The sequence below is a fragment of the Tenacibaculum mesophilum genome (assembly GCF_003867075.1).
Classification (GTDB): Bacteria; Bacteroidota; Bacteroidia; order Flavobacteriales; family Flavobacteriaceae; genus Polaribacter; species Polaribacter mesophilus.
The window spans coordinates 1,877,496-1,903,742 of record NZ_CP032544.1 but is presented as its reverse complement, the minus strand read 5'-3'; the positions used below and the strand labels follow the sequence as shown (position 1 = coordinate 1,903,742).

Here is a 26,247-nt window from a genome sequence, read left to right as displayed (position 1 = left end):
GGAAATTTATGTGTTTACTTTACTTCTTTAGCGTCTAACCAGTTTCCGTCTTTGTCGGCGAAAACGGTTTTGTTACCATTTTCTAAAGAAATTTCTAACTTGTATTGTTCTTTACTGTTTACAAAAGCTTTTCCTAGTGTACCTTTAGGAAAACTCTCTTTTACAGCATTCACTACAGCTGAAGGTAATTTATCTAAAGATATTTCTTGAAATCCGTTCTCTACAACTGTATGAATTGGAGTAATAGGTGTAAGAGTGTTATTTACTGTTGCATAAGTTGAAACACCTGTTAAAATTGCTACTGCTAAGATTAATTTTTTCATGATATTAAGTTTTTAAGTTATAATTATTAATTGTTGTAATACTACAAGGGAAATTTATGTGTTTACTTTACCTCTTTAGCGTCTAACCAGTTTCCGTCTTTGTCGGCGAAAACGGTTTTGTTGCCATTTTCTAAAGAAATTTCTAACTTGTATTGTTCTTTACTGTTTACAAAAGCTTTTCCTAGTGTACCTTTAGGAAAACTCTCTTTTACAGCATTCACTACAGCTGAAGGTAATTTATCTAAAGATATTTCTTGAAATCCGTTCTCTACAACTGTATGAATTGGAGTAATAGGTGTAAGAGTGTTATTTACTGTTGCATAAGTTGAAACACCTGTTAAAATTGCTACTGCTAAGATTAATTTTTTCATGATATTAAGTTTTTAAGTTATAATTATTAATTGTTGTAATACTACAAGGGAAATTTATGTGTTTACTTTACCTCTTTAGCGTCTAACCAGTTTCCGTCTTTGTCGGCGAAAACGGTTTTGTTGCCATTTTCTAAAGAAATTTCTAACTTGTATTGTTCTTTACTGTTTACAAAAGCTTTTCCTAGTGTACCTTTAGGAAAACTCTCTTTTACAGCATTCACTACAGCTGAAGGTAATTTATCTAAAGATATTTCTTGAAATCCGTTCTCTACAACTGTATGAATTGGAGTAATAGGTGTAAGAGTGTTATTTACTGTTGCATAAGTTGAAACACCTGTTAAAATTGCTACTGCTAAGATTAATTTTTTCATGATATTAAGTTTTTAAGTTATAATTATTAATTGTTGTAATACTACAAGGGAAATTTATGTGTTTACTTTACCTCTTTAGCGTCTAACCAGTTTCCGTCTTTGTCGGCGAAAACGGTTTTGTTGCCATTTTCTAAAGAAATTTCTAACTTGTATTGTTCTTTACTGTTTACAAAAGCTTTTCCTAGTGTACCTTTAGGGAAACTCTCTTTTACAGCATTCACTACAGCTGAAGGTAACTTATCTAAAGATATTTCTTGAAATCCGTTCTTTACAACTGTATGAGTTGGAGTAATAGGTGTAAGAGTATTATTTACTGTTGCATAAGTTGAAGCTCCTGCTAAAATCGCTACTGCTAAAATTAAATTTTTCATGATATTAAGTTTTTAAGTTATTTACATATTTGTTTATTGTATAGAAATAAATATGCCATCGACTTTAATTAAACCTTTAAAAACTTTAACGTGTTGATTTTTAATAGTATATTGTTTTTTTAGGTTTGGGCAGATAATAGCTTTATGTGTAAAAAGTGTATAAGTAAAGAGTAGAAGTGTGTAAAAATTACACTATTTACCCAAAAAGAGGAACAATAAATAAATCTGTTATCTTTGAAGAAAATCATCCCTAATGAAGTTATTAAAAAAGTCTTTAAAAATTGTTTTACTACTTTTAGTGTTATTAAGTGTTGGAATTTGGCTATTTACAAAAACTCTGCATCCAACTTATAAAGGAGAGTTAGAACTTAACTCAATTTCAGATAAAGTTACAGTGTATTATGATGAGGTTGGAGTACCGCATATCAACGCGCAAAATCAACTAGATGCTTATACTGCTTTAGGATATGTACATGCACAAGATAGATTGTGGCAAATGGAGCTTATCAGAAGAATTTCAGCTGGAAGATTAGCAGAAGTTTTTGGAAAAGATTTGGTAAGAGTCGATAAATTTTTCTCTGGATTAGGAATTGAAGAAGCTGCTGAAAAAACAATTCAAGAATTAGATAAAAATTCAGAAACGTATAAATTAACGGAAGCATATTTAAATGGGGTTAATCAGTTCATAGAAGAAGGAGCAACGCCCTTAGAATTTTATTTAGTAGGATTGGATAAAGAAAATTATACAATTAAAGATGTGTATAATGTTTTTGGTTATATGGCATTTAGTTTTGCAATTGCCCATAAAACTGATCCGTTGTTAACTGAAGTAAAAGAAAAGTTAGGTGAGTCTTATGTAAATGAGTTGTTGAATTCTTTCGATAAAAATTTAACACTGAATAAGACAACTAATAAAGGTACAATTAAAGCAGAGATGTCTATAGCGGTAAGCAAGATTGTAGATCAGTTGCCAGTTGCACCTTTTATAGGAAGTAACTCTTGGGTAATTGCACCACCTAAAGCCAAAAACGGTAAGGTAATTTTAGCGAACGATCCACATATCGCATTTTCTCAACCATCTGTTTGGTATCAAAATCATATAAAAACTCCAGACTTTGAAATCTACGGATTTAATCTGGCTTTGATGCCATTTCCGTTGTTAGGACACAATAAAGAGTATGCTTACGGATTAACAATGTTAGCAAATGACGATTTGAACTTTTATATAGAAGAAAACAATCCAGAAAATTCAATGGAGTACAAAACACCTAATGGATACCAGAAATATGAGTTATGGGACAAACGTATAAAGGTTAAAGGAGGAAAAGATACTACATATCAAGTGAAAGTTAGTAAACATGGCCCGATTATGAACGGATTAATAGAGCATGTAACAGATGAAAGACCAATTGCAATGAACTGGATTTATACGCAACTGCCTAATCAATTATTAGAAGCATCACATAAAATGTCGCATGCAAATTCGTTACAAGACTTTAAAACAGGAACCGCCAAAATTCATGCACCAGGATTAAATGTAATGTATGGAGATAAGAAAGGGAATGTAGGTTGGTTTGCATCGGCTAAATTATATCAATTAAGAGATAGTTTGTCTTCTAAAACGTACTTAAACGGAGCTTCTGGTAAGGATGAAATTGTAGAATATTTAGATTTTAAAGATAATCCGCAAGCGGAAAATCCTAGTTGGAATTATGTGTATTCAGCAAATAATCAACCTGATTCTGTGAGAGGTAAGTTATATCCGGGATATTACCAACCAGAAGATAGAGCAAAACGAATTGTTCAGTTATTAGAATCTAAAAACGATTTTACGAAAGAGGATGTAGCTGAAATGATTTATGATGTAACCTCACCTGTAGTTCCAGAAATTGGGAGAGAATTGTTAGCAAGTGTAGATAAGTCGTCACTATCTCCTTCAGCTAAAAAAGCATATTCAGTGTTAGAAAAGTGGGATGGAGAGTATTTAAAAACCAACGTAGCTCCGACTATTTATAATCGATTTTTGTATGAATTTTTAACTGCTACTTATAAAGATGAGTTAGGAGATAGCTTTCAGTTGTTTATTGATACGCAATTACAAGATCAAGTATTAGCACAACAAGCTAAAAGAGAGCAATCGGTTTGGTGGGATAATATTTTAACAATAAATAAAGTTGAAACTAGAAATGAAATAATTACCATAGCTTTTCAAAAATCCATCACATTTTTACAAAATCAATTAGGAGAGAATGTAGATAATTGGACGTGGAATCGCGTAATTTCAGTGGAATACGAACACGCTATTGGTAAAGCGGGAGGTTTGTTGCGTAAGTTTTTCAATGTAGGTCCGTTTGAAACTATTGGAGGAAATGAGGTGATTAACAACCAGATTTTTAAATTGGATAGTACAGGGGTATATAAAATCCATGGAGGACCTTCAACACGTAGAGTCATTGATTTTTCTGATGTAGAGAATAGCATTGCGATTTTACCTACAGGACAATCAGGAAATGTGTTTAGTCCATATTACAAAGACCAAGCACAAAAATATGTAGATGGTGAGTTTGTAAAAATGAGCCTTAATGAGACAGCTATAAAGAAGAGCGCAAATAAGTTGGTGTTTTTACCGAAGTAAAGAGTAAGTGTAGATTAGAAAATAAGAAAATATTATTATAAAAAAGGAAAAGAGGCTTAAGCCTCTTTTCCTTTTTTATAATATAAGAATCTTGTTAAGCAACACATGTTCCATTAGAGCATGTTCCTGATCTTAAAACATATCCGTAACCATCACTGGCAGGTACAGCCATATTGGCGCATTGACTATTAAAAGAACAGCCGCAAGAAGGGTCATATTGAGTTTCATTTAGATTGTCACAATATTCATCATAGTGGCGTGGGTAAGTTAATCCTCCTTTTATTTGTTTTTGATCAGCTTTGTTTAAAACTTTACCTAAGGTTAAAATTGATTTTTTCATTTTCAAAATAATTTAAATTTTTATATATTCCTTGAACATTTAAAGACACTCAAGGTCTATGTCTGTTTTTTATTTCAATAGATGTGAAAAAATAAACGAACTAACTTTTAATTAGAATTAATTATCTTGGGAACAAAGAAATATCATAGTTAGTTATAGTCAATTTTTACAGCTTTTTAATTTTTTTTGAATTTAATAGGAAACTAATATAATAAAAATTACTTTCTGTAACAGGTAAGATTTAAAACTTTGTTTTTGAAAAGTTATTAAGCTAAAAACGTATAGCTTTTTAATTTTTTCGTAATAAATCGTTAAGCTAATTTCTTCTTGAAGGTGGTTGATTTAATAGAAGAGGATATTAAAATTTGTTATAACACTCATAAAATAATGAGAAATTGGTTTATTTCTGGGTTAAACCTCTTTATAAACCTCCTCAAAAGGAATTCTAAAACGTTCTCCATATACACCTTCTGGTTTACGAATACCACAAGAAACAATCATATTAATTTCTGCACCAAAAGGTAGTTCTAGCAAACGTTTTACACGCCAAGTATCAGAGCCTTCCATAGGGCAGGTGTCGTAACCTTCAGCAGCCATAGAGAGCATGAATGTTTGTGCTGCCAATCCGCAAGTTTTGTGAGCTACAATGCGCATATCACTATTACGAACTTCACGGTAAATAGGTCGGAAAAGTCCAACAAAAAGAATCATTAAGTATTTAAGATAACCAACAATTCCGAAGATGTCAAAGTAGGTAAACGGAATTAATTTTCCGTAGTAGTTACGCGCTACTTTTTCTCTACTTCGTTGTTCTGATTTCGGATTGTTTTTACCAAAAACTTCATCCATAAAAGCTAAGTTAGCTTTGGATCTTTTACGCCACAAATCTTTACGAGTCACAAAAACCACTAGTTGCTGAGCAGTTTTAGCTGCATTTTGATTAAAGCATAATGGAGCCATTTTTTTTATAATTTCTTTATCAGTGATATGATAAAACTCCCACAGTTGCATGTTGCTACTGGTAGGAGCTAAAATAGCTTGCTCTAAACATTTTTTTACAACAGCAGTGTCTATCGGTTTTTTAGGGTCATATACTCTTACTGAACGACGGTATTTAACTGCTTCGGATACGGTTTTTTCACTCATTTATATAGGTGTCTTGATTCTTGTGTCTATTTGTCTTTTATCTAATTTATCCTAGTTTCATTAAGGTTTTTAATTGCTTTAATTTTCCTTTGTATGGAGCATATCGAGTAGGAACATCTAACCAAGTTCCGCGAGAAACCACTCCTTTATGATGAGAAAACGTATCAAAAGTTTTTTTTCCATGGTAACTGCCTATACCGCTTTCACCAACGCCACCAAAAGGTAACCTATGATTAGCAAAATGTACAGTGGTATCGTTTATGGTTCCACCTCCAAATGAATAACGTTGAATCATTTTTTTAGTAAATGAATTTCTATTGGTAAACACATATAAAGCCAGAGGTTTGTCGTATTTAGTAGTGATTTTTTCAATGTCAGCTTCATTTTCGTAAGAGATTAGCGGGAAAATAGGTCCGAAAATCTCACCTTTCATGACTTCACTATCTAAATCAGGTTCGTCAATTAATGTAGGAGCAATGTAGCGATCGTCTCTATCAGTTTGTCCGCCAATCACACACTTTTCATTTTCTAGCATCAAAGCTAAACGATCAAAATTACGAGTGTTAACAATACGTGGAAAATCTGGAGAGTTTTGAGGGTTTTTTCCGTAAGTTCTAAAAATTTCATCTTTAAATTGTTGTATAAATTGCTCTTTTACTGATTTGTGTATCAATAAATAATCAGGAGCAATACAAGTTTGCCCACCGTTAATGAATTTTCCCCAAACCAAACGTTTTGCAGTCAATTTAATATTGGCAGTTTCGTCAACAATACATGGACTTTTTCCTCCAAGTTCTAGGGTAACAGGAGTTAAATTATTAGCAGCTGCTTTGGCGACAATTTTACCAACAGGAACACTGCCTGTAAAGAAAATATAATCCCAACGTTGCGCTAGCAATTCTGTAGAAACATCGATACCACCTTCAACCACAGCTACATGGTTTTTATCAAATACAGCTTCAATAATTTCTTTGGTAATTTTACTTGTATGCGGTGTCAGTTCCGAAGGTTTCAATACTACAGTGTTACCTGCTGCAATAGCACCTAATAATGGTGCGAATGCTAGTTGATACGGGTAATTCCAAGGAGCAATGATAAGTACAGTTCCGTAAGGTTCTTTATAAATTTTTGCAGAGGACGGAAAATTTAGTAACGACGGTAATACACGTTGAGGTTTACTCCAAGAGTGTATATTTTTTATGGCCATTTTTAATTCAGCCGAAACAATAGAAGTTTCGGTCATTACTGCTTCGTATTCTGGTTTTTTAAAGTCATCATGTAGTGCTTTTATGATGTCTTTTTCTCTTGCAACAAGTTCTTTTTGTAATCTTTTTAAGGTACTTTTTCTAAAAGAAATATCTTTGGTTTGTTGAGTAGCAAAATAGTTTTTTTGCGACTGAACTAATTCGGGAATATTCATAAGCTATAAGTCTTGTATTTTTTTATTCATTATTGAAAACCATAATGGAGGAACCAAGGCTACCAGCATCATACCCGGGTATCCTGTTGGCATTTGTGGGCTTTCTGGTAATGATTTTAAGAGCTGATAATGTTTGCTTCCGTTATAGTGATGGTCGGAGTGACGGGATAAATTAAACAACATTAACATACCAATTCTGTGATCAGAATTCCATGAATGCGTTCTTTTTACACGCTCATAACGACCTTTTTCATTCTGTTTACGTAGTAGTCCATAATGTTCTATATAGTTTACAGTTTCAAGTAATAAAATTCCAAAAACAGCAGCGGTGATAAAAGCTAGTAATGCTTTTAATCCGAATAAAAAGAAAATACCAGCTAATAAAAGAATGTTACAGAGTGTGTAAATGAGCATTCTATTTTGTAAGTGAAACCAGCTTCTTTCTGAATTTTTTAAACGTGTATTTTCCACTTCCCAAGCTTGATAATAGCTTTGAAAATGAGAACGAATCCAAAACAGGTAAACAATTTCATTTCTTCTTGCAGTTGCGGCGTCTTTTGGAGTGGCTACATTAAAATGATGTCCTGCATTATGGTAGGGTAGAAAGTGGGTGTCTAATGAAGTTAGTAGTAAAATTTCTCCTAAAAGCTCATCAAAACGGTTGTTTCTATGTCCTAACTCATGCCCAACATTAATACCAATAACGCCACATAGCAAGCCCATAGCTGAGATTTTTCCTATATATTCTAAGATAGTTAATTGTGTGTCTTTCATTATCCATAAAAACCACACTAGGAAAACTAATTGAATAGGTACCATTGCGTATAGAATATAGGTGTAGAGTCTATTTTCTTTTTCTTGCGCTTCTTGTTCTTTATTGAAATTATTTTTATCAGGTTTAAAAAGTAATTCGAGAAGAGGAACTAAGCCGAAGAAAACAAGTAAAGGTAAAAGTGTTAACCATCCCATATTTGTAAACGAAATGTAAACAGTGATAGGGAGTGTTAAAATCGTTAAAAATTTAAGAGCTTTCATCTTGGGTGAAATTTGTCTAAATATACAAATTACAAACAAGCATCCCAAACGGGGTCAGAAGGAGTTGGAGCGGTAACCTTAATAGGTTCTTTGCTAACAGGGTGTGTAAATTGAATTTTTCGAGCATGTAAATGAATACTTCCGTCTTTGTTGCTTCTTTTAGCACCGTATTTTAAATCTCCTTTTATAGTAGAGCCAATGTTAGAAAGCTGTACGCGAATTTGATGGTGACGTCCAGTTTCCAAGTCGACCTCTAATAATGAATAATTATCTAGTTTTTTAAGCGTTTTGTAGTGAAGTATAGCTTTTTTACTTCCGTTAACCTCTTTAGTGTAAGCGGTCGATTTGTTATTTTTTGGATTCTTTTTTAAGTAATTTGTTAAGGTATCGGTTGCTTTTTTAGGTTGCTGTTGAACCACTGCCCAGTATGTTTTTTTAATGGTTTTGTCACGTAACATTTTATTTAGTCGTTCTAAGGCTTTTGAAGTACGTGCGTAGATAACGATACCTGTAGTAGGGCGATCTAGCCTGTGAACGGTTCCTAAAAATACGTTTCCAGGTTTGTTGTATTTATCTTTAATGTATTCTTTAACAACATCTAAAAGTGGTTTGTCGCCTGTTTTGTCACCTTGCACTATATCACCAGCCCGCTTATTAATCACTATAATGTGATTGTCTTCATGTAAAACTTGTAAGTTTTCTTTTGTAGAGTGCATTATTAATACTTCCCTTAAGGTATGGTGAAAATTATTTAAAATTCTCCGCTACATCTTCGTTAACTTGATCAATAAAGTTTAAAAACTCATCTCGCCCCATTCCTGTAGAAGATGAGGTAACAAAAGAAATTGGTAATTCCTCCCAGTAATTTAATAATTTCTTTTTGTAAGTGGTAATTTGTTTGTTGAGTTTAGAGCTCCCTAGTTTATCAGCTTTGGTAAAAACAATACAAAACGGAATGCGGTTTTCACCTAAAAACTGCATGAATTCCAAATCTATTTTTTGTGGATCGTGGCGAGAATCGATTAAAACAAAAGTACAAACCAGCTGTTCACGTTCTTTAAAATAGTTTTCAATAAAAAATTGAAAAATTTGACGCTTTTTTTTAGAAACCTGTGCATAACCATATCCAGGAAGATCTACTAAAAACCATTCGTTATTAATTTTAAAATGGTTAATAAGTTGTGTCTTCCCTGGTTTACCAGAGGTTTTTGCCAAATCTTTACGCTCCATCAACATATTGATTAATGAAGATTTTCCGACATTTGATCGACCTATAAAAGCGTACTCAGGTATTCTGTCTTTAGGAGCCTTGGTAACATTGCTGTTACTCATTACAAATTCAGCAGATTTTATTTTCATACTATAATTAAGCTAGTTTAGCTGTTATATTTCGCGTTTAGAAAGCCACCCTTCTAAAATTTTATTAAATTCTTCTGGTGTTTCCATCATAGCTGCATGTCCGCATTTGTCAATCCAGAATAAATCGGCATCAGGTAAAAGTTTTTTGAAGTCTTCAGCAACTTCAGGTGGAGTAACACTGTCTTGTTTTCCCCAAATTAAACAGGTAGGTTGTTTCATGTTGGGTAAATCTTTAGCCATGTTATGACGAATGGCACTTTTAGCAATAGCTAGTGTTCTAATCAAGGTATTTCTATCATTTATAACATCGTACACTTGATCAACAAGTTCGTCTGTAGCAATGGCTTTATCATAAAAAACATCTTGTGCTTTTTTTCTAACAAACTCCTTGTCACCTCTTTTAGGATAGCTATCTCCCATTGAGTTTTCGTATAATCCAGAACTACCTGTTAAAACTAATGCTTTAACATCTTCAGAATAATGTTTTGTATAGTATAAAGCTATATGTCCGCCTAGAGAATTTCCTAGTAGAGTAACATTTTTAAGCCCTTTATACTCTATGAAATCATGTAAAAACTTGGCTAAATTTTTTACATTAGTTTTAAGGAGGGGTAATGTGTATAAGGGTAACTCTGGTATAAAAACTTGATATCCTTTTTTTGAAAGATGATTAAAAGTGGAACCAAAATTACTAAGAGCTCCCATTAACCCGTGAAGAATGATAATTGGGCTTCCTTCTCCTGCTTCAGCATATGTAAATTTGTCTTCTTTCTTTAAAAATTCAGTCATATATGTTTTTGATTTGACTTAACCACAAATGTAGTTCTTTTTTATCACTTTTTCATTTTTATTATTTACTGTGTAGGCGAGTCTTTTAAGTGGTTTATTTTGAGTTTTTTATCTCCAGAAGTAAAACTTATCAACAAAGTGGTAAAAAGTGGTAAAAAGTGGTAAATATTTTTTATTTTTGATGCAAACTATAGATTCTTTACGTGGTAAGTTTAATTGGAACATATGAGTGCAAGGTAGATGCTAAAGGGAGGTTGATGATGTCGTCAGCGTTCAAGAAGCAATTGTCTTCTGTGTTGCAAGAAGGGTTTGTGATTAAACGTTCTGTTTTTCAGTCTTGTCTGGAGTTGTATCCAATGCAAGAATGGAATCTGGTAATGGCAAAAATCAATAAACTAAATCGATTTGTAAAGAAAAATAATGATTTTATCAGAAGGTTTACTGCCGGTGTGAAAATGGTGGATGTAGATGCTTCAGGGAGGGTCTTGATTCCGAAAGATTTATGTCAGTTTGCGGGTATTGAAAAGCAAGTGGTGCTCTCTTCTGCAGTGAATATTATTGAAATTTGGGATAAGGATAAGTACGAAAAAGTAATTGATGATGCTGTTGTTGATTTTGCTGAGTTAGCAGAAGAAGTAATGGGTAATACGGAAGTAGATGAGTTATCATAATCCAGTTTTATTGAAAGAAAGTGTTGATGCGCTTAGTATAAAGGAAGATGGAGTTTATGTGGATGTTACCTTTGGAGGAGGGGGGCATTCTAGAGAAATATTAAGTCGATTAGGTGAAAAAGGAAGATTGTTTGCCTTTGATCAAGATCCTGATGCGCAACAAAATAAAATTGACGATCCACGTTTTGTGTTGATTGGAGAGAATTTTCGATTCATATCGAGGTTTTTGCGCTTTTATGGTGTTAGGAAAGTAGATGGGGTGCTGGCTGATTTAGGAGTGTCTTCACATCAGTTTGATGAAGCGGAAAGAGGTTTTTCTACTCGTTTTGATGCAGATTTGGATATGCGAATGGATCAGAAATCTGAATTATCAGGAAAAAAAATAATCAATACCTATAGTGAGGAAGATTTGGCGGATGTGTTGTTTTTGTATGGGGAATTGCGGAATGCGCGAACCTTGGCGAAAACTATTGTTGAGGCAAGAGTTGATAGAGAAATTAAAACGAGCTTTGAGTTAAAAGAAGTGTTGCAAAAATTTCTTCCGAAAGCAAAAGAACATAAAATACTAGCGCAAATTTTTCAAGCAATACGAATAGAAGTGAATCAGGAGTTGGAGGTGTTGAAAGAATTTTTGCAGCAAATCCCAGACTTGTTAAATGAAGAAGGTAGATTGAGTGTGATTTCATATCATTCTTTAGAAGATAGGTTGGTGAAACGATTTATAAGGACCGGATTGTTTAGTGGTGAACCAGAAAAAGATTTTTATGGTAATACCAGTGAACCACTTAAAAAAGTTGGTAAAATGATTGTGCCAACAAAAGAGGAGATAAAAGAAAATAATAGAGCACGTAGTGCGAAACTAAGAATAGCAACATTAAAGTAATGTCAATAGTAAGAAAGGGTATATACGATCTTTTAAGAGGTAGTTTTCTTACGGATGAAAGCTCGTTTAAGAATTGGCGAATTTTGATTTTTACAGTTGTTTTACTATTAGTGATGATCTATAGTTCGCATAGTGCCGATGCAAAAGTGGTGCAAATAGCAGTGCTTAATAAGAAGAAAAGAGAGTTGCGGGCTGAAGATGTGGACACGAGTACTCAATTAATGCGAATGAAGTTAGAGAGTAGTATTCGAGATAAAGTAAAAAACAAAGGGTTGTACCCTGCAAAAAAACCGCCCCAAAAAATAAAAGTAACATATAATAAAGAGTAATATAAAATGGTAGTAAAAAAAGGCATATTAAACAAACTCTACGTGATTGTTGTTTTAATGACGCTTTTCTTTGTAGTTATCATTTTTAGACTTTTTAAACTTCAATATGTAGAAGGAGATAAGTATAGGAATCTTTCTGAAGAAGAAACAGTTAAAAACGATACTATTTTTGCAAATAGGGGAAATGTGTATGCGGCAGATGGAAATTTGTTAGCAACCTCTATGTCAAAATTTACCATTCGAATGGATGTGGTGGCGGTAGATTCTGAGATTTTTGAAAAAAATATCCGAGCACTTTCTGAGTCGCTTTCTGGATTGTTAGGGAAATCAGCTAGTTACTATCAAAAGAAGTTGCGTAATGCAAAAAAACGTAGAAACCGATATTTGTTAATAGCCCGTAATGTAGGATATAATGATTATGTGAAAATGAAAAGCTTTCCCATTTTTAATAGAGGGGTGTATCGAGGAGGCTTTATCGCGGAACAAAAAACAGTGAGAGTTCACCCAATAGGAAAAATAGCTGAACGTACAATTGGTTACGATGATTACAGAGGTGGGGCAGGAATTGAAGGTGCTTTTGCGGATTATATGCAAGGTGAAAACGGTTGGCGTTTAAAACAAAAGATAGCTAAAGGGCAATGGAAGCCTATTAATGATGTAAATGAGAAGGAGCCTGTAGATGGAAGTGATGTAATTACTACAATAGATGTAAACGTTCAAGATATAACGCATCATGCTCTGTTAAGACAGATGGAGTATTTTGAAGCAGATCATGGTTGTGCTGTAGTGATGGAAGTGGAAACAGGAGAGATTAAAGCGATTTCTAATTTAGGGAGGACTTCTAAAGGAAGGTATTACGAAAAAAGAAACTATGCTGTTTGGGAGAGTCACGAGCCTGGGTCAACTTTTAAGTTAGCTAGCTTAATGGTGGCTTTAGAAGATAAAGTTGTAGATACTTCAACTGTGGTAGATTGTGAAAAAGGAAGAATTTATATTAATAATCGTAAAGTAGAAGATAGTAAAAGAGGAGGGTACGGAAAAATATCATTAGGAAGGGTATTTGAGGTTTCTTCAAATGTTGGAATTGTGAAAACAATACAAAAGTACTACGATAAAAATCCTAAAAAATTCACGGATAGAATTAAGTCTTTTGGGTTGGATCAATTAACAGGTGTTAAAATCAAAGGAGAAGGAAAGCCTTATATACCAGAACCAACAGAGAAAAGTTGGAGCCCTATTTCATTAGAGTGGATGGCTTGGGGTTATGGGGTTTCTCTTACGCCGTTACAAACACTAGCGTTTTACAATGCAGTCGCAAATGACGGAAAGTTGGTAAAGCCATATTTTGTAAAAGAGCTAAGAGTAGGAGGTAAAGTTGAAGAAAGCTTTGGAACAGAAGTAGTAAAAGAAAAAATAGCATCACAAGAAACCTTAGATAAAGTACGAAAAGTGATGGAAAATACTATAAAATACGGAACAGGTAAAGGAATTTATTCACCAAACTTTTCTATGGCAGGAAAAACAGGAACGGCAAAAAAATACATTCCTAGAACTAAAAATGCTAAGGGAGAATATGAAGGAGGATATTATTCAAATCAAAAGTATGTGGCTTCTTTTGCAGGTTTCTTTCCCGCAGATGAACCAAAATACTCTTGCATTGTAGTAGTTCATAGTCCTAAAAAAGAAAAAGGATATTACGGGGCTACGGTTGCTGCTCCTATATTTAAAGAAATAGCTCAAAAAATTTATACGTCAACAGCAATTAATAATCAGCTTGTTTCTGATGATATTTCAGAAGAGGTTCTTGAAAGGGAGTATCAAGAATACTATCAAAAACTAAGGAAGTATAAAACAATTATGCCTAAAGTTTTAGGTATGAGTGGAATGGATGCAATTGCATTATTAGAGAATATGGGGTTAAAAGTTAAATTTTCAGGAGTAGGAAAAGTAACAGAACAGTCCATAGATAGGGGGCAAAAAGTCTCAAAAGGTGCAACGATATATTTAAAATTATCATAGTTGAAGAAATTAAAAGACATATTATATAAGGTAGTGGTAAAAGAAGTTTACGGGAACACTGATATTGATATAAGCAATATTCAGTTTGATAGTAGACAAGTGCAGGAAGAGGATGTTTTTGTAGCTCAAAAAGGAGTAACAGTGGACGGGCATCAGTTTATAGCGAAAGCAGTATCGTTGGGTGCTAAGACTGTTATCTGTGAGTCTTTACCAGAAAATAAAAATGAAGAGGTTACTTATGTTAAAGTAGAAGATTCTAATGCGGCATTAGCAATAATAGCAACAAATTATTATAACAACCCGTCAAAAAGCTTGCAGTTAGTAGGAGTAACAGGAACAAATGGTAAAACTACAATTGCAAGCTTATTGTACCAACTGTTTAAAAAAGCAGGATATAAAGTGGGGTTGTTATCAACTGTGCGAGTAATGGTTGATGAAGAAGAATATAAAGCAACACATACAACACCAAACTCACTAGCGATAAATAACTATTTATCAAAAATGGTAGAAGCTGGAGTTGATTATTGTTTTATGGAGGTAAGTTCTCATGGAATACATCAAAAACGTACTGAAGGCTTAGAGTTTGCAGGAGGAGTGTTTACAAACTTATCGCATGATCATTTAGACTACCATGAAACATTTGCAGAGTATCGGGATGTTAAAAAATCGTTTTTTGATTCATTGCCAAAATCAGCATTTGCCTTGGTGAATATTGATGATAAGAACGGGCAAATAATGTTACAAAACACAAAGGCAAATAAACAAACTTATGCATTAAAAACATTAGGAGATTTTAAAGCAAAAGTGTTAGAAAAACGTCTTTCAGGAACCTTGTTAACAATCAACGGAATAGAGGTTTGGACAAAGTTGATAGGTGAGTTCAATGCCTACAATTTATTGGCAATATATGGGGTGGCAGAGTTATTAGGACTTGAGAAAATAGAAATTTTACGAATTATAAGTGAGTTAGAAAGTGTAAGTGGACGATTTCAATATACAGTTTCAGATGATGGAGTTACGGCCATAGTAGACTATGCACATACACCTGATGCACTAAAAAATGTATTACAAACTATTAACGACATCCGAACAGGAAATGAAACTGTGATTACAGTTGTAGGTTGTGGTGGAGATAGAGATACAACAAAGCGTCCTAAAATGGCATTAATTGCTTCTCAGTTGAGTGATCAAGCTATTTTTACTTCAGATAATCCTAGGACAGAAGACCCTCAATCGATAATTGATGAAATGGAAACTGGAGTTGCGGCAGAAAACTATAAAAAAACACTATCAATTGTAGACCGAAGACAGGCTATAAAAACAGCTTGTAAGCTAGCAACTTCAGGAGATATTGTACTTATTGCAGGAAAAGGTCATGAAACCTACCAGGAAATAAATGGTGTTAGGCATCATTTTGATGATTTAGAAGAAGTAACCAACTATTTTAATCAACTAAAAAAACACTAACGAATGCTGTATTATTTATTTCAATATTTAGAAAGTGAATTTAGCTTAACAGGAGCAAGTGTGTTTCAATTCATCACATTTCGATCTGCAATGGCATTCATATTGTCTCTGTTGATTTCAACCATTTTTGGTAAAAAAATCATTAACTACTTAAGAAGGCAGCAAGTAGGTGAAACAGTAAGAGATTTAGGTTTAGATGGTCAAGTACAAAAAGCAGGAACACCAACTATGGGAGGTGTAATTATAATCCTTGCAACATTAATTCCTGTGTTATTTTTAGCAAAGCTAGAAAATATATATATCGTTATTTTATTGATTACGACTGTTTGGATGGGGCTTATTGGTTTTGCGGATGATTATATAAAAGTGTTTAAAAAAGATAAAGCGGGATTAAAAGGAAAGTTCAAAGTTTTAGGACAAGTAGGATTAGGTATAATCGTAGGTTCTATGCTGTATTTTCACCAAGATGTAACCATCAAAGAACAACTGCCTACTTCAGAACAAGTTGCGCAAGTAGATGGTAAAAAGAAAGTGTTTGGTGAGGCTCATAAATCGACAAAAACAACAGTTCCTTTTTTAAAGAATAACGAGTTAGATTATGCAAAAGCATTAAGCTTCTTAGGAGATGGATATGAAAAATATGGATGGATAATCTTCATTTTTGTTACCGTTTTTATCGTTACAGGAGTTTCGAACGGTGCGAATTTAACAGATGGTATTGATGGATTAGCGGCAGGTTCATCAGCAATTATGGTAATAACGCTGGCAATTTTTGCATGGGTATCTGGTAACATCATTTTTGCAGACTATTTAGATGTAATGTACATTCCGAAGTCTGGAGAAATGACTGTTTTCATTTTAGCGTTTGCAGGAGCTTTAATCGGTTTTCTATGGTATAATACCTATCCGGCACAAGTGTTTATGGGAGATACTGGAAGTTTAACTATTGGAGGTATCATAGCTGTAATAGCTATTGCCATAAGGAAAGAATTGTTACTGCCAGTTTTGGCTGGAATATTTGTAGTCGAGAATTTATCGGTAATACTACAAGTTTCATGGTTTAAGTACACAAAGAAGAAGTTTGGAGAAGGAAGACGAATATTTAAAATGTCTCCTCTACATCATCATTATCAAAAACTAAACTATCACGAAAGTAAAATTGTAGTACGCTTTTGGATTGTAGGAATTTTATTAGCGGTATTTACCATAGTAACATTGAAGTTAAGATAAAGGAGACTTTGGAGTTGTGATTTAAGATATAAGACTGAATGAAAGAACAGATTAAAAATAGAACTAAACAATTTGCTATTGATTGTTGGAGGTTATGTAAAGAGTATCCTAAAACAAGAGAATTTGATGCATATTGTAGACAATTGATAAGATGTTCTAGTTCGGTTGGAGCTAATTATAGAGCTGCTTGTAGGGCAAAATCTTCAGCTGACTTTATTCATAAATTAAAAATTGTTGAAGAAGAAGTAGATGAAAGTATGTTTTTTTTAGAGGTTTTTATGTCAATCCATGAAAATAATCAAGAAGAATTGAAAAGGTTGCATAATGAGGCAAACGAGTTGATTTCAATTATTGTAGCTTCTATAAAAACAGTTAAAAGTAAATCATCAATCAATAAATCTAAAATCATTAATTAAAAATGAAAAGATTAGTTGTGCTTGGTGGAGGAGAAAGTGGTGTAGGAACAGCGCTTTTAGGGAAGCAAAAAGGATATGAGGTTTTTGTTTCAGATAAAGGAGGTATAGCAAAGCGGTATAAAAAAGTTCTTTTACATAACTCAATCGATTTTGAAGAAAATCAGCATACAGAAGATAAAATTCTAAATGCTGATGTGGTAATGAAAAGCCCTGGAATTCCAGAGAAAGTTACACTTGTGCAAAAGTTGGTTTCAAAAGGAGTTAAAGTGATTTCAGAGATAGAATTCGCTGCTCAGTTTACAGAAGCAACTATTGTGGGAATTACAGGCTCAAACGGAAAAACAACCACAACCATGCTGGTACATTATGTGTTAAAAAAAGCAGGTTTAAATGTGGGAGTTGGAGGGAATATAGGTGATAGCTTCGCTGAACAAGTGGTTGAAGATAAGTATGACGAATATGTATTGGAATTAAGCAGTTTTCAGTTAGATGGAATTGAAAATTTTAAACCACATATTGCAATAATCACCAATATAACACCAGATCATTTAGATCGATATGAATATGAATTTGATAACTATATAAACTCAAAATTCAGAATTACAAAAAATCAAACGAAAGATGATTTTTTAATATATGATGCTGATGACGAAGCAATTCAAAATTGGTTAAAAAATAACAAAACAGAAGCAACGCTAGTGCCATTTTCAATGGAAAAAGAATTAGAGTACGGGGCTTTTTTAAGACAAGACACGATAATAATGAAATTTAATACAGAAGAAAAATTAATGAAGGTTTCTGAGCTAACATTACAAGGAAAGCATAACACTAAAAATGCAATGGCTACATCAATGGCAGCAAGGTTATTGAAAGTAAGAAAAGAAACAATTGCAGAAAGTTTGTCTGATTTTGAAGGAGTAGAACATCGTTTAGAAAAAGTGCAAAAAGTAAATGGAATTGAATTCATTAACGATAGTAAAGCTACAAATGTAAATGCGGTCTTTTATGCGTTGGAGTGTATGGACAATCCAACAGTTTGGATTGTAGGAGGGGTTGATAAAGGAAATGATTATACAGATTTACTACCTTTAGTAAGAGAAAAAGTAAAAGCAATAGTTTGTTTAGGGTTAGATAACCAAAAAATCATAGACACTTTTGCGAATGTAGTAGATGTTATGGTAGAAACTGCTGGAGCAGAAGAAGCAGTAAAAGTAGCTTATAAAATAGCGCAAAAAGGAGATACAGTATTGTTGTCACCAGCATGTGCAAGTTTTGATTTATTTGATAGCTATGAAGATAGAGGAAGAAAATTTAAAGAAGCTGTAAGAAATATATAAAGTACACTAAAGATTGATGAAAAACATCTTTCGACATATTAAAGGAGACCGAGCCATTTGGGCTATAGTTGCGATGTTGGCAATATTTTCATTTATGCCAATATACAGTGCAAGTACCAATTTGGTATACGTAGTAGGAAATGGATCTACCTTAGGGCATTTAGTAAAACATATTGTATTATTAATTACAGGTTTTGCAGTCATTTATGGAGTACATAAAATACCATATAGATATTTTAGTGGAGGTTCTGTATTAATGCTTCCTGTAGTTGTTTTACTGCTGGTTTTTACCTTAGCACAAGGAACTACCATTGGAGGAGCAAATGCAAGTAGATGGATTCGTATTCCGTTTGTAGGTATTGGATTTCAAACCTCTACATTGGCAGGTTTGGTATTGATGGTATATGTTGCTCGATACTTGGCAAAAAATAAAGAAAAAGTAATTTCTTTTAAGGAAAGTTTGTTGCAGTTATGGCTTCCAGTAGGTTTAGTATTGGTGTTAATATTGCCAGCAAACTTCTCAACGACAGCCATGGTGTTTTTTATGATTTTAATGGTCTCGTTTATTGGAGGATATCCACTAAAATATATAGGATATATATTAGGAATAGGACTTTTTGCTTTTCTGTTTTTTATCTTAGTAGCTAAAGCATTTCCAGATGCAATGCCCAATCGTGTAAACACATGGAAAAGTAGAATTGAAAGCTTTTCTCAGTCTGATGGTGAAGAAGATTACCAAGTAGAAAAAGCCAAAATAGCAATTGCAACAGGAGGAGTAATAGGAAAAGGGCCAGGGAAAAGCGTACAGAAAAACTTTTTACCACAATCCTCATCCGATTTTATCTATGCAATTATAGTTGAAGAATACGGTTTTGCTGGAGCGATAGTGGTAATATTTATTTATTTCTTGTTGCTTTTCAGAATCTTAATAACTGCCAAAAAGGCTACAACCATATTTGCGACTTTATTAGTTGTAGGTGTGGGAATTCCCATTGTTTTTCAAGCAATGATTAACATGGCGGTAGCAGTGAATATTTTACCAGTAACAGGACAAACACTCCCGCTAATTAGTAGTGGAGGTACCTCAATTTGGATGACATGTTTCGCATTAGGAATGATTTTAAGCGTAAGTGCTTCTAAAAACGAAACTGAAGAAACAATTTTAGATGATAACCCTTTAGATATTTTACATGAAACGCTGGACTAAAAATACAGATGTATGGGTAGGAACTATTATGAGCGTTACATACAACACTGTTAACATAAAAAAGACTGTATGAAACAATCGATTAATATCATAATAAGTGGTGGAGGTACAGGAGGTCATATTTATCCTGCAATAGCAATTGCTAACGAAGTAAAAGTTCGTTATCCAGAAGCTAACATTTTGTTCGTAGGAGCAAAAGATAAAATGGAAATGGAAAAAGTTCCACAAGCAGGATATGAAATCAAAGGATTGTGGATTTCAGGAATCCAAAGAAAACTAACTTTAAAGAACTTAGTGTTTCCTTTTAAACTCTTAAGTAGTTTATGGAAAGCATATAGAATTATACGAAAATTTAAACCAGATGTTGCTGTGGGTACTGGAGGCTTTGCAAGTGGACCAACGTTAATGATTGCTAATAGAAGAGGGATACCGACCTTAATTCAAGAACAAAACTCGTACCCAGGAATAACAAATAGATTGTTAGGAAAAAAAGCGCAGAAAATATGTGTTGCATATGATAATTTAGAACGCTTTTTCTCTGAAGATAAAATAATAAAAACGGGAAATCCAGTTCGTCAAGATTTACTATTTATTCATACGAAAATAGAAGAAGGAAAAGAGTTTTTTGAATTAGATACATCAAAAAAGACAATTTTAATATTAGGAGGAAGTCTTGGTGCTCGTAAAATAAATCAGTTGGTAGAAGAAAATTTAGACTTCTTCAAAAAACAAGGAGTTCAATTGATATGGCAATGTGGTAAGCTGTATTATGAAGAATATAAAAAGTATGATGAATTAGAAAATGTTCAAGTGCATCAGTTTTTGAATAGAATGGATTTAGCCTATGCAGCTGCAGATTTCATCGTGTCGAGAGCAGGAGCAAGTTCAGTATCGGAATTATGTATAGTAGGGAAGCCAACTATTTTTATTCCATCACCAAATGTGGCAGAAGATCATCAAACAAAAAATGCAAAATCTATTGCCGACAAACATGGGGCTCTAGTAGTTAAAGAGAGTGAATTAGATACTTTTCCTGTCGTATTAGAAACTTTATTAAAAGACAAAGGGAAACAAGAAAGTTTAAGTGAAAACATTAACGAGTTAGCGTTGCCAAATGCAACAAGTAATATCGTTAACGAAATAGAAAAATTAATTAGTTAGTGAATTTAAAAACGATACATAACGTTTATTTTATTGGTATTGGCGGAATAGGAATGAGTGCCTTAGCTCGCTATTTCTCTGTCAATGGAAAATTAGTTGCAGGCTACGATAAAACACCAACACCTATCACTAAAGGTTTAGAAGAAATAGAAATTGAAGTAAGTTTTGAAGATGAAGTAAAGAATATTCCAATTTCATTTTTATATAAAGAAAAAACATTGGTGGTATATACACCAGCAGTTCCTAAAAATCACTTACAATTAAATTATTTTAAAGACAACGGATATACCGTCTTGAAAAGAGCAGAAGTGTTGGGAGAAATTACAAAGAATACTTTTTGTTTGGCTGTAGCAGGAACGCATGGAAAAACAACAACTTCTTCAATTTTAGGACACATTATGCAACCAGAGAAAGCAACTTCGTTTTTAGGAGGTATTGCAGAAAACTATGATTCTAATTTAATTTTAGGAGAAGATAGGATCTCTGTTGTTGAAGCCGATGAATTTGACCGTTCGTTTTTAAAATTATCACCCAATATTGCTTGTGTAACCTCTATGGATGCTGATCATTTAGATATCTATGGAGAAAACGAATTCTTACAACAATCATTTAGAGATTTTGCAAGCAAAGTTTCTGATACTTTAATTGTCGCAAAAGGGTTGCCTTTAAAAGGTTTAACATATGCTGTTAATGAAGAAGCAGATTACAAAGCTTATAATGTAAAAATAGAAGAAGGTAAATATGTTTTTGATGTAAAAACACCAACATCGGAAATTAAAAATGTAGCATTTCATTTACCAGGAAATCATAACATGATGAATGCTTTAGCAGCATTAGCTATTGCAGATGTGTATGGAGTGTCTTTAGAGAAAGTTAAAAAGCAATTAGGAAGTTTTAAAGGAGTACAACGTAGGTTTTCGTATAAGATAAAAACAGAAGATGTTGTGCTAATTGACGATTATGCGCATCATCCTACTGAAATAAAAGCAGTAGCGCAATCTGTTAGAGAAATGTATCCCAAAGAAAAGGTATTAGCTGTATTTCAACCACACTTGTTTAGTAGAACAAGGGATTTTGCAGATGATTTTGCTAAAGCATTATCGTTGTTTGATGAAGTGTTGTTATTAGATATTTATCCAGCAAGAGAATTACCGATAAAAGGAGTTACCTCAAGTTGGTTATTAGAGAAAATAACCATTGAAGCTAAAAAACTAATCTCTAAAGAAAAATTAAGTGACGAAATTATAAAGTCAGAGTCAAAAATTATAGTAATGTTGGGAGCAGGGGATATTGGTTTATTAGTTAATAAGGTAAAAAACAAATTAGAAGAAAAATATAAAAAATAGAATGAAAAAATTAGCAACATTTTTATCTTTTTTCTTGCTGCTGATGTTTTTGATGTTTTTGTATGGTTTTACAACTAATAGAAATGGATCAAAAAAAGTAAAAAGCACGGTAGTAGAGTTTGCTGCTGGAGATAATAACTTTTTGACACACAGTATGGTTGATAAAATGTTAATACAAAATGATGAATTTGTTAAAAACCAACCAAAAAGATTGGTAGATTTACATTTTCTAGAAACTAATGTTTCGGCGAACCCGTATGTTGAAAAAATAGCTGTGTTTTTAACCATAGATGGGGTGTTAAAAACTACCATAAAACAACGAACACCGATAGCTAGAATTGTTGATAAATACAAATCTTTTTATGTTGATAAGTATGGGGTTAAAATTCCGTTATCTACAAATTTTTCAGCAAGAGTACCATTAGTTTTAGGAGTGAGGGAGCCAGAAGAAATCAAAGAATTAACAACGTTAATAAAAACCATAAATAGTAGTAGTTTTTTTGCTAAAGAAATTATTGCTATAGAAAGAGACGCCCAAAGCGAATATACATTTACAGTTCGTAGTGGTGACTATAAGATAATTTTTGGAGAGTTAATAGATGCCTCAATAAAGTTTAAAAAGCTAACAGCATTTTATAACAAAGCATTTACAGACAAAACCATTAATAATTACAAAGCTATAAATGTAAAATACCACAACCAAGTTGTGTGCACAAAACAAAATCAAGATGGAGAACAATAAAATAGCAGTTGGTTTAGATATTGGTACAACCAAGATTGTTGCCATGATTGGTCGTAAAAACGAATACGGTAAGCTTGAAGTTTTAGGTATTGGTAAAGCGAAAAGTTTAGGTGTAAAAAGAGGTGTAGTCAATAATATTACGCAAACAATTCAATCTATTCAGCAAGCAGCTGAAGAGGCAGAAAGTATTTCGGGATATAAAATAGAAAATGTTGTTGTAGGTATTGCTGGACAACATATACGTAGTTTACATCATAGCGACTATATAACTAGAGAAAAATCAGAAGAGGTAATTGACAGAACTGATATAGAAAATTTAGTGAGTCAGGTACACAAATTGGTTATGTTACCTGGTGAAGAAATTATTCATGTATTACCACAAGAATTCAAGGTAGATAGTCAGCCAGATATCAAAGAACCTATAGGAATGTATGGAGGAAGGTTAGAAGCTAATTTCCATGTTGTAGTAGGTCAAGTATCTTCCATTCGAAATGTAGGAAGGTGTATTAAAAGTGCAGGTTTAACTCTCTCAGATATTACACTTGAACCACTAGCCTCAGCTTCGGCAGTGCTTAGTCAAGAAGAAAAAGAAGCTGGAGTAGCACTAATTGATATAGGTGGCGGAACTACAGATTTAGCAATATTTAAAGATGGAATTATTCGTCATACAGCAGTTATTCCCTTTGGAGGTAATGTTATTACAGAAGATATTAAAGAAGGTTGTTCAATAATTGAAAAACAGGCAGAATTATTAAAAATAAAGTTTGGTTCAGCATGGCCCGGAGAAAACAAAGAAACAGAAATTGTTTCGATTCCAGGGTTAAGAGGAAGAGAACCTAAAGAAATTACACTTAAAAATTTATCAAAAATAATTCACGCAAGAGTTCAAGAAATAATTGAACACGTATATCTAGAAATTAAGAACTACGGACACGAAACTCAAAAAGGAAAATTAATTGCAGGTATTGTATTAACAGGAGGTGGAGCTCAATTAAAACATTTACGTCAGTTGGTAGAATATATTACTGGAATGGACGTTCGTATTGGATATCCTAATGAACATTTAGCTGGAGATTCTGATGAAGTATTATCGAGTCCAGCATTTGCAACAGCTGTAGGATTGTTAATGGAAGGTTTACAAAAAGAAGCAGAAGAAAAAGTAGTTATTGAAGAAACACCAGAGGTGTTAGTAGAAGAAACTATTGAGGAAGAAAAAGAAATTATAGAAGAAGTTCAAGAAGAGAAGGAACATAAAGCGAAAAAACCTAAATCTTTTTTTGATAAGTTCACAGAACGATTCAAAGAATTTTTAGATAACGCAGAGTAATTAGTATATATAAGAATACTCCTAATTAATCCCCTAAAAAGGAGTGTAAAATTGAATAAGAATTAATAAAAAAGAAAAGTTATTATGAGCGCAGAATTTGATAACATTTCATTCGACATGCCAAAAACACAATCGAATGCCATTAAAGTAATTGGTGTTGGTGGGGGAGGAAGCAATGCTGTAAACCACATGTATAGTAAACAAATTCACGGAGTAGATTTTGTAATTTGTAATACAGATGCACAAGCATTAGAAAACAGTCCTATACCTAATAAGGTTCAATTAGGAGCACACTTAACTTCTGGTTTAGGTGCAGGTGCTAATCCAGAAATTGGAGCACAAGCAGCGGCTGAAAGTATACAGGAAATTCAACAAATGTTGAGTACACATACCAAAATGGTGTTTATCACCGCAGGTATGGGAGGAGGTACGGGTACAGGAGCAGCTCCTATTATAGCAAAAATAGCTAAAGATATGGATATTTTAACGGTAGGAATCGTTACGATGCCATTTCAATTTGAAGGACGAATGCGCTCAAAACAAGCTCAAAAAGGAATTGATGATTTACGTGATAATGTAGATTCATTAATTGTTATCAATAATAATAAACTGCGCGAAGTTTATGGTAACTTAGGTTTTAAAGCAGGTTTTTCTAAGGCAGATGAAGTATTAGCAACAGCAGCCAAGGGTATAGCAGAGGTAATTACCCATCATTATAAGCAAAACATCGATTTACACGATGCTAAAACAGTACTATCAAACAGTGGTACAGCAATTATGGGATCTGCAAAAGAAACAGGAGCAAACAGAGCTAAAAATGCTATTGTAAAAGCATTAGACTCTCCTTTGTTGAACGATAATAAAATTACAGGAGCTAAAAATGTATTACTATTAATCGTTTCGGGAGGAAATGAAGTTACGCTAGATGAAATAGGAGAAATTAATGATTATATTCAGGATGAAGCAGGTTATGATGCCAATATTATTATGGGTATTGGAGAAGATGAATCATTAGAAGACGGAATAGCTGTAACCGTTGTAGCTACGGGTTTTGCTGCTGATCAGCAAGGGAATATAACCAATACTGAGGTGAAAAAAATAGTTCATACTTTAGAAGATGAACAAAAGGCAACTTATAATTTTGGAGATCAACAAGTACAAACTTCTACACCAATTAATGAGCCTATAAAAAACAAGCCATCAAATAAAGTTATTCATGTTTTAGAGGAAGAAAAAGTTGAACCAAGAGCTGAAATTATTCCAACAACACAAGCAATAAAAAATATAGATGTTACATACGATGAAATTGAAATAGAAACAGTTTCTGAAGACGATTTCATTATTACTAATATAGCCGAACCTAAAGTAGAAGAAAGAGAAGTAAAAGAGCAATCAACACAACAAGACTTGTTGTTTGATTTACCATTAAATTCTTATGAAGAAATAAAACCAGCATCTCATCTAGTTGAAACGTCTAACGAGATTAAAAATATCGAAGTAGAAGCTGAAGAAGTAAAGTACCATAAGGTTGAAAAGCGCTATGTATTAGATGACTTCAGTGCACAACCAACAATTGGTAAAAGCTCTACTCCGATAATTAAAGACCAAGTAGAAGAGGAGTTACAATTTGAGGTAAAATCTCAAACACAAGAAAAAATTAATAATATAAACACTACAAGTGAAGAAGTTTCTCCGTTAGATTTAACAATTTCTGAATTGCAGAAAAGAGCTAAGGAAAGAAGAGAGAAAATGAAGGGTTTTAATTATAAATTTAATGATCAGGTTAGTAAAAATATAGATGAAATAGAACGTCAACCAGCATATAAAAGATTAGGAGTTGATATTGAAGCAGGATCAGATATTAGTAAATCAGATACAGCATTGAATACAGATAATAACGATTTATTACGTTCTAATAATTCGTTTTTACACGATAATGTAGATTAATAAAA

Annotated in this window: 26 protein-coding genes; 15 read left to right on the top strand and 11 right to left on the bottom strand. The window is 33.1% G+C overall.

Annotated features, from left to right (window positions below; all coding sequences use genetic code 11):
- Positions 1-14: 14 nt before the first annotated feature.
- The 4 genes from D6200_RS08720 to D6200_RS08705 all read right to left on the bottom strand — a co-directional run bounded on the left by D6200_RS08720 (position 15) and on the right by D6200_RS08705 (position 1,436).
- Entirely contained in the window at positions 15-323 is a 309-nt protein-coding gene (locus D6200_RS08720; RefSeq protein WP_073184239.1) for a hypothetical protein, read from the bottom strand.
- A 62-nt stretch (positions 324-385) separates the two neighbouring features.
- A complete protein-coding gene (locus tag D6200_RS08715) occupies positions 386-694 on the bottom strand; it encodes a hypothetical protein (protein WP_073184239.1) in 309 nt (102 codons plus the stop codon).
- 62 nt (positions 695-756) lie between these two features.
- Complete coding sequence (locus D6200_RS08710) at positions 757-1,065, bottom strand: hypothetical protein (RefSeq protein ID WP_073184239.1); 309 nt, start codon at positions 1,063-1,065, stop codon at positions 757-759.
- Positions 1,066-1,127: 62 nt separating this feature from the next.
- On the bottom strand, positions 1,128-1,436 hold the full coding sequence (locus tag D6200_RS08705; RefSeq protein WP_073184241.1) for a hypothetical protein: 309 nt from the start codon (positions 1,434-1,436) through the stop codon (positions 1,128-1,130).
- A gap of 253 nt (positions 1,437-1,689) precedes the next feature.
- Between D6200_RS08705 and D6200_RS08700 the strand changes: the two genes are divergently transcribed.
- Complete coding sequence (locus tag D6200_RS08700) at positions 1,690-4,071, top strand: penicillin acylase family protein (protein WP_073184244.1); 2,382 nt, start codon at positions 1,690-1,692, stop codon at positions 4,069-4,071.
- Between the two features lie 94 nt (positions 4,072-4,165).
- Here D6200_RS08700 and D6200_RS08695 read toward each other — a convergent pair whose 3' ends face one another.
- The 7 genes from D6200_RS08695 to D6200_RS08665 form a co-directional block, all read right to left on the bottom strand.
- Entirely contained in the window at positions 4,166-4,411 is a 246-nt protein-coding gene (locus D6200_RS08695) for a hypothetical protein (RefSeq protein WP_073184246.1), read from the bottom strand.
- Between the two features lie 411 nt (positions 4,412-4,822).
- A complete protein-coding gene (locus D6200_RS08690; RefSeq protein WP_073184248.1) occupies positions 4,823-5,557 on the bottom strand; it encodes a nitroreductase family protein in 735 nt (244 codons plus the stop codon).
- 46 nt (positions 5,558-5,603) lie between these two features.
- The gene (locus tag D6200_RS08685; RefSeq protein ID WP_073184250.1) at positions 5,604-6,977 is read right to left on the bottom strand and encodes an aldehyde dehydrogenase; all 1,374 of its coding nucleotides are present in this window, start codon (positions 6,975-6,977) and stop codon (positions 5,604-5,606) included.
- Positions 6,978-6,980: 3 nt separating this feature from the next.
- The gene (locus D6200_RS08680; RefSeq protein WP_047790356.1) at positions 6,981-8,012 is read right to left on the bottom strand and encodes an alkane 1-monooxygenase; all 1,032 of its coding nucleotides are present in this window, start codon (positions 8,010-8,012) and stop codon (positions 6,981-6,983) included.
- Between the two features lie 29 nt (positions 8,013-8,041).
- Positions 8,042-8,728, bottom strand: coding sequence for an RluA family pseudouridine synthase (locus tag D6200_RS08675; protein WP_073184252.1), 687 nt, complete (start codon positions 8,726-8,728; stop codon positions 8,042-8,044).
- A gap of 31 nt (positions 8,729-8,759) precedes the next feature.
- Entirely contained in the window at positions 8,760-9,371 is a 612-nt protein-coding gene (gene yihA, locus D6200_RS08670) for a ribosome biogenesis GTP-binding protein YihA/YsxC (protein ID WP_073184254.1), read from the bottom strand.
- A gap of 24 nt (positions 9,372-9,395) precedes the next feature.
- Positions 9,396-10,160, bottom strand: coding sequence for an alpha/beta fold hydrolase (locus D6200_RS08665; protein WP_073184256.1), 765 nt, complete (start codon positions 10,158-10,160; stop codon positions 9,396-9,398).
- Between the two features lie 203 nt (positions 10,161-10,363).
- Here D6200_RS08665 and mraZ point away from each other — a divergent pair, with 203 nt between their 5' ends.
- From mraZ to ftsZ, 14 genes are all read left to right on the top strand, one after another.
- A complete protein-coding gene (mraZ, locus tag D6200_RS08660) occupies positions 10,364-10,831 on the top strand; it encodes a division/cell wall cluster transcriptional repressor MraZ (RefSeq protein WP_073184258.1) in 468 nt (155 codons plus the stop codon).
- A complete protein-coding gene (gene rsmH, locus D6200_RS08655; protein WP_073184260.1) occupies positions 10,818-11,714 on the top strand; it encodes a 16S rRNA (cytosine(1402)-N(4))-methyltransferase RsmH in 897 nt (298 codons plus the stop codon). The genes mraZ and rsmH overlap by 14 nt, the downstream gene beginning before the upstream one ends.
- Entirely contained in the window at positions 11,714-12,043 is a 330-nt protein-coding gene (locus tag D6200_RS08650; protein ID WP_047790362.1) for an FtsL-like putative cell division protein, read from the top strand. The genes rsmH and D6200_RS08650 overlap by 1 nt, the downstream gene beginning before the upstream one ends.
- A gap of 6 nt (positions 12,044-12,049) precedes the next feature.
- Positions 12,050-14,062 carry a penicillin-binding protein gene (locus D6200_RS08645; RefSeq protein ID WP_239178689.1) on the top strand — a complete coding sequence of 671 codons (2,013 nt, stop codon included), beginning with the start codon at positions 12,050-12,052 and terminating at the stop codon, positions 14,060-14,062.
- Entirely contained in the window at positions 14,063-15,529 is a 1,467-nt protein-coding gene (locus D6200_RS08640) for a UDP-N-acetylmuramoyl-L-alanyl-D-glutamate--2,6-diaminopimelate ligase (RefSeq protein ID WP_073184265.1), read from the top strand. It begins immediately after the preceding gene.
- A gap of 3 nt (positions 15,530-15,532) precedes the next feature.
- Positions 15,533-16,759, top strand: a complete 1,227-nt coding sequence (mraY, locus tag D6200_RS08635) for a phospho-N-acetylmuramoyl-pentapeptide-transferase (RefSeq protein ID WP_047790365.1) — start codon at positions 15,533-15,535, stop codon at positions 16,757-16,759.
- 38 nt (positions 16,760-16,797) lie between these two features.
- Positions 16,798-17,175 (top strand): four helix bundle protein, encoded by a 378-nt coding sequence (locus tag D6200_RS08630; protein ID WP_073184268.1) that lies wholly within the window; start codon positions 16,798-16,800, stop codon positions 17,173-17,175.
- A gap of 2 nt (positions 17,176-17,177) precedes the next feature.
- Positions 17,178-18,512: a UDP-N-acetylmuramoyl-L-alanine--D-glutamate ligase gene (murD, locus tag D6200_RS08625; RefSeq protein ID WP_073184270.1), complete on the top strand. Its 1,335-nt coding sequence runs from the start codon at positions 17,178-17,180 to the stop codon at positions 18,510-18,512.
- 16 nt (positions 18,513-18,528) lie between these two features.
- Positions 18,529-19,719, top strand: a complete 1,191-nt coding sequence (locus tag D6200_RS08620; protein WP_073184272.1) for an FtsW/RodA/SpoVE family cell cycle protein — start codon at positions 18,529-18,531, stop codon at positions 19,717-19,719.
- Positions 19,720-19,788: 69 nt separating this feature from the next.
- A complete protein-coding gene (murG, locus tag D6200_RS08615; RefSeq protein ID WP_073184274.1) occupies positions 19,789-20,880 on the top strand; it encodes an undecaprenyldiphospho-muramoylpentapeptide beta-N-acetylglucosaminyltransferase in 1,092 nt (363 codons plus the stop codon).
- Positions 20,880-22,226, top strand: a complete 1,347-nt coding sequence (gene murC / locus D6200_RS08610) for a UDP-N-acetylmuramate--L-alanine ligase (RefSeq protein WP_073184277.1) — start codon at positions 20,880-20,882, stop codon at positions 22,224-22,226. The genes murG and murC overlap by 1 nt, the downstream gene beginning before the upstream one ends.
- A 1-nt stretch (position 22,227) precedes the next feature.
- Positions 22,228-22,968, top strand: coding sequence for a cell division protein FtsQ/DivIB (locus D6200_RS08605; RefSeq protein ID WP_047790371.1), 741 nt, complete (start codon positions 22,228-22,230; stop codon positions 22,966-22,968).
- Positions 22,955-24,295, top strand: coding sequence for a cell division protein FtsA (gene ftsA, locus D6200_RS08600; protein ID WP_047790372.1), 1,341 nt, complete (start codon positions 22,955-22,957; stop codon positions 24,293-24,295). Before D6200_RS08605 ends, ftsA begins: the two co-directional genes overlap by 14 nt.
- Before the next feature lie 84 nt (positions 24,296-24,379).
- The gene (ftsZ, locus tag D6200_RS08595) at positions 24,380-26,242 is read left to right on the top strand and encodes a cell division protein FtsZ (RefSeq protein WP_047790373.1); all 1,863 of its coding nucleotides are present in this window, start codon (positions 24,380-24,382) and stop codon (positions 26,240-26,242) included.
- Positions 26,243-26,247 lie beyond the last annotated feature (5 nt).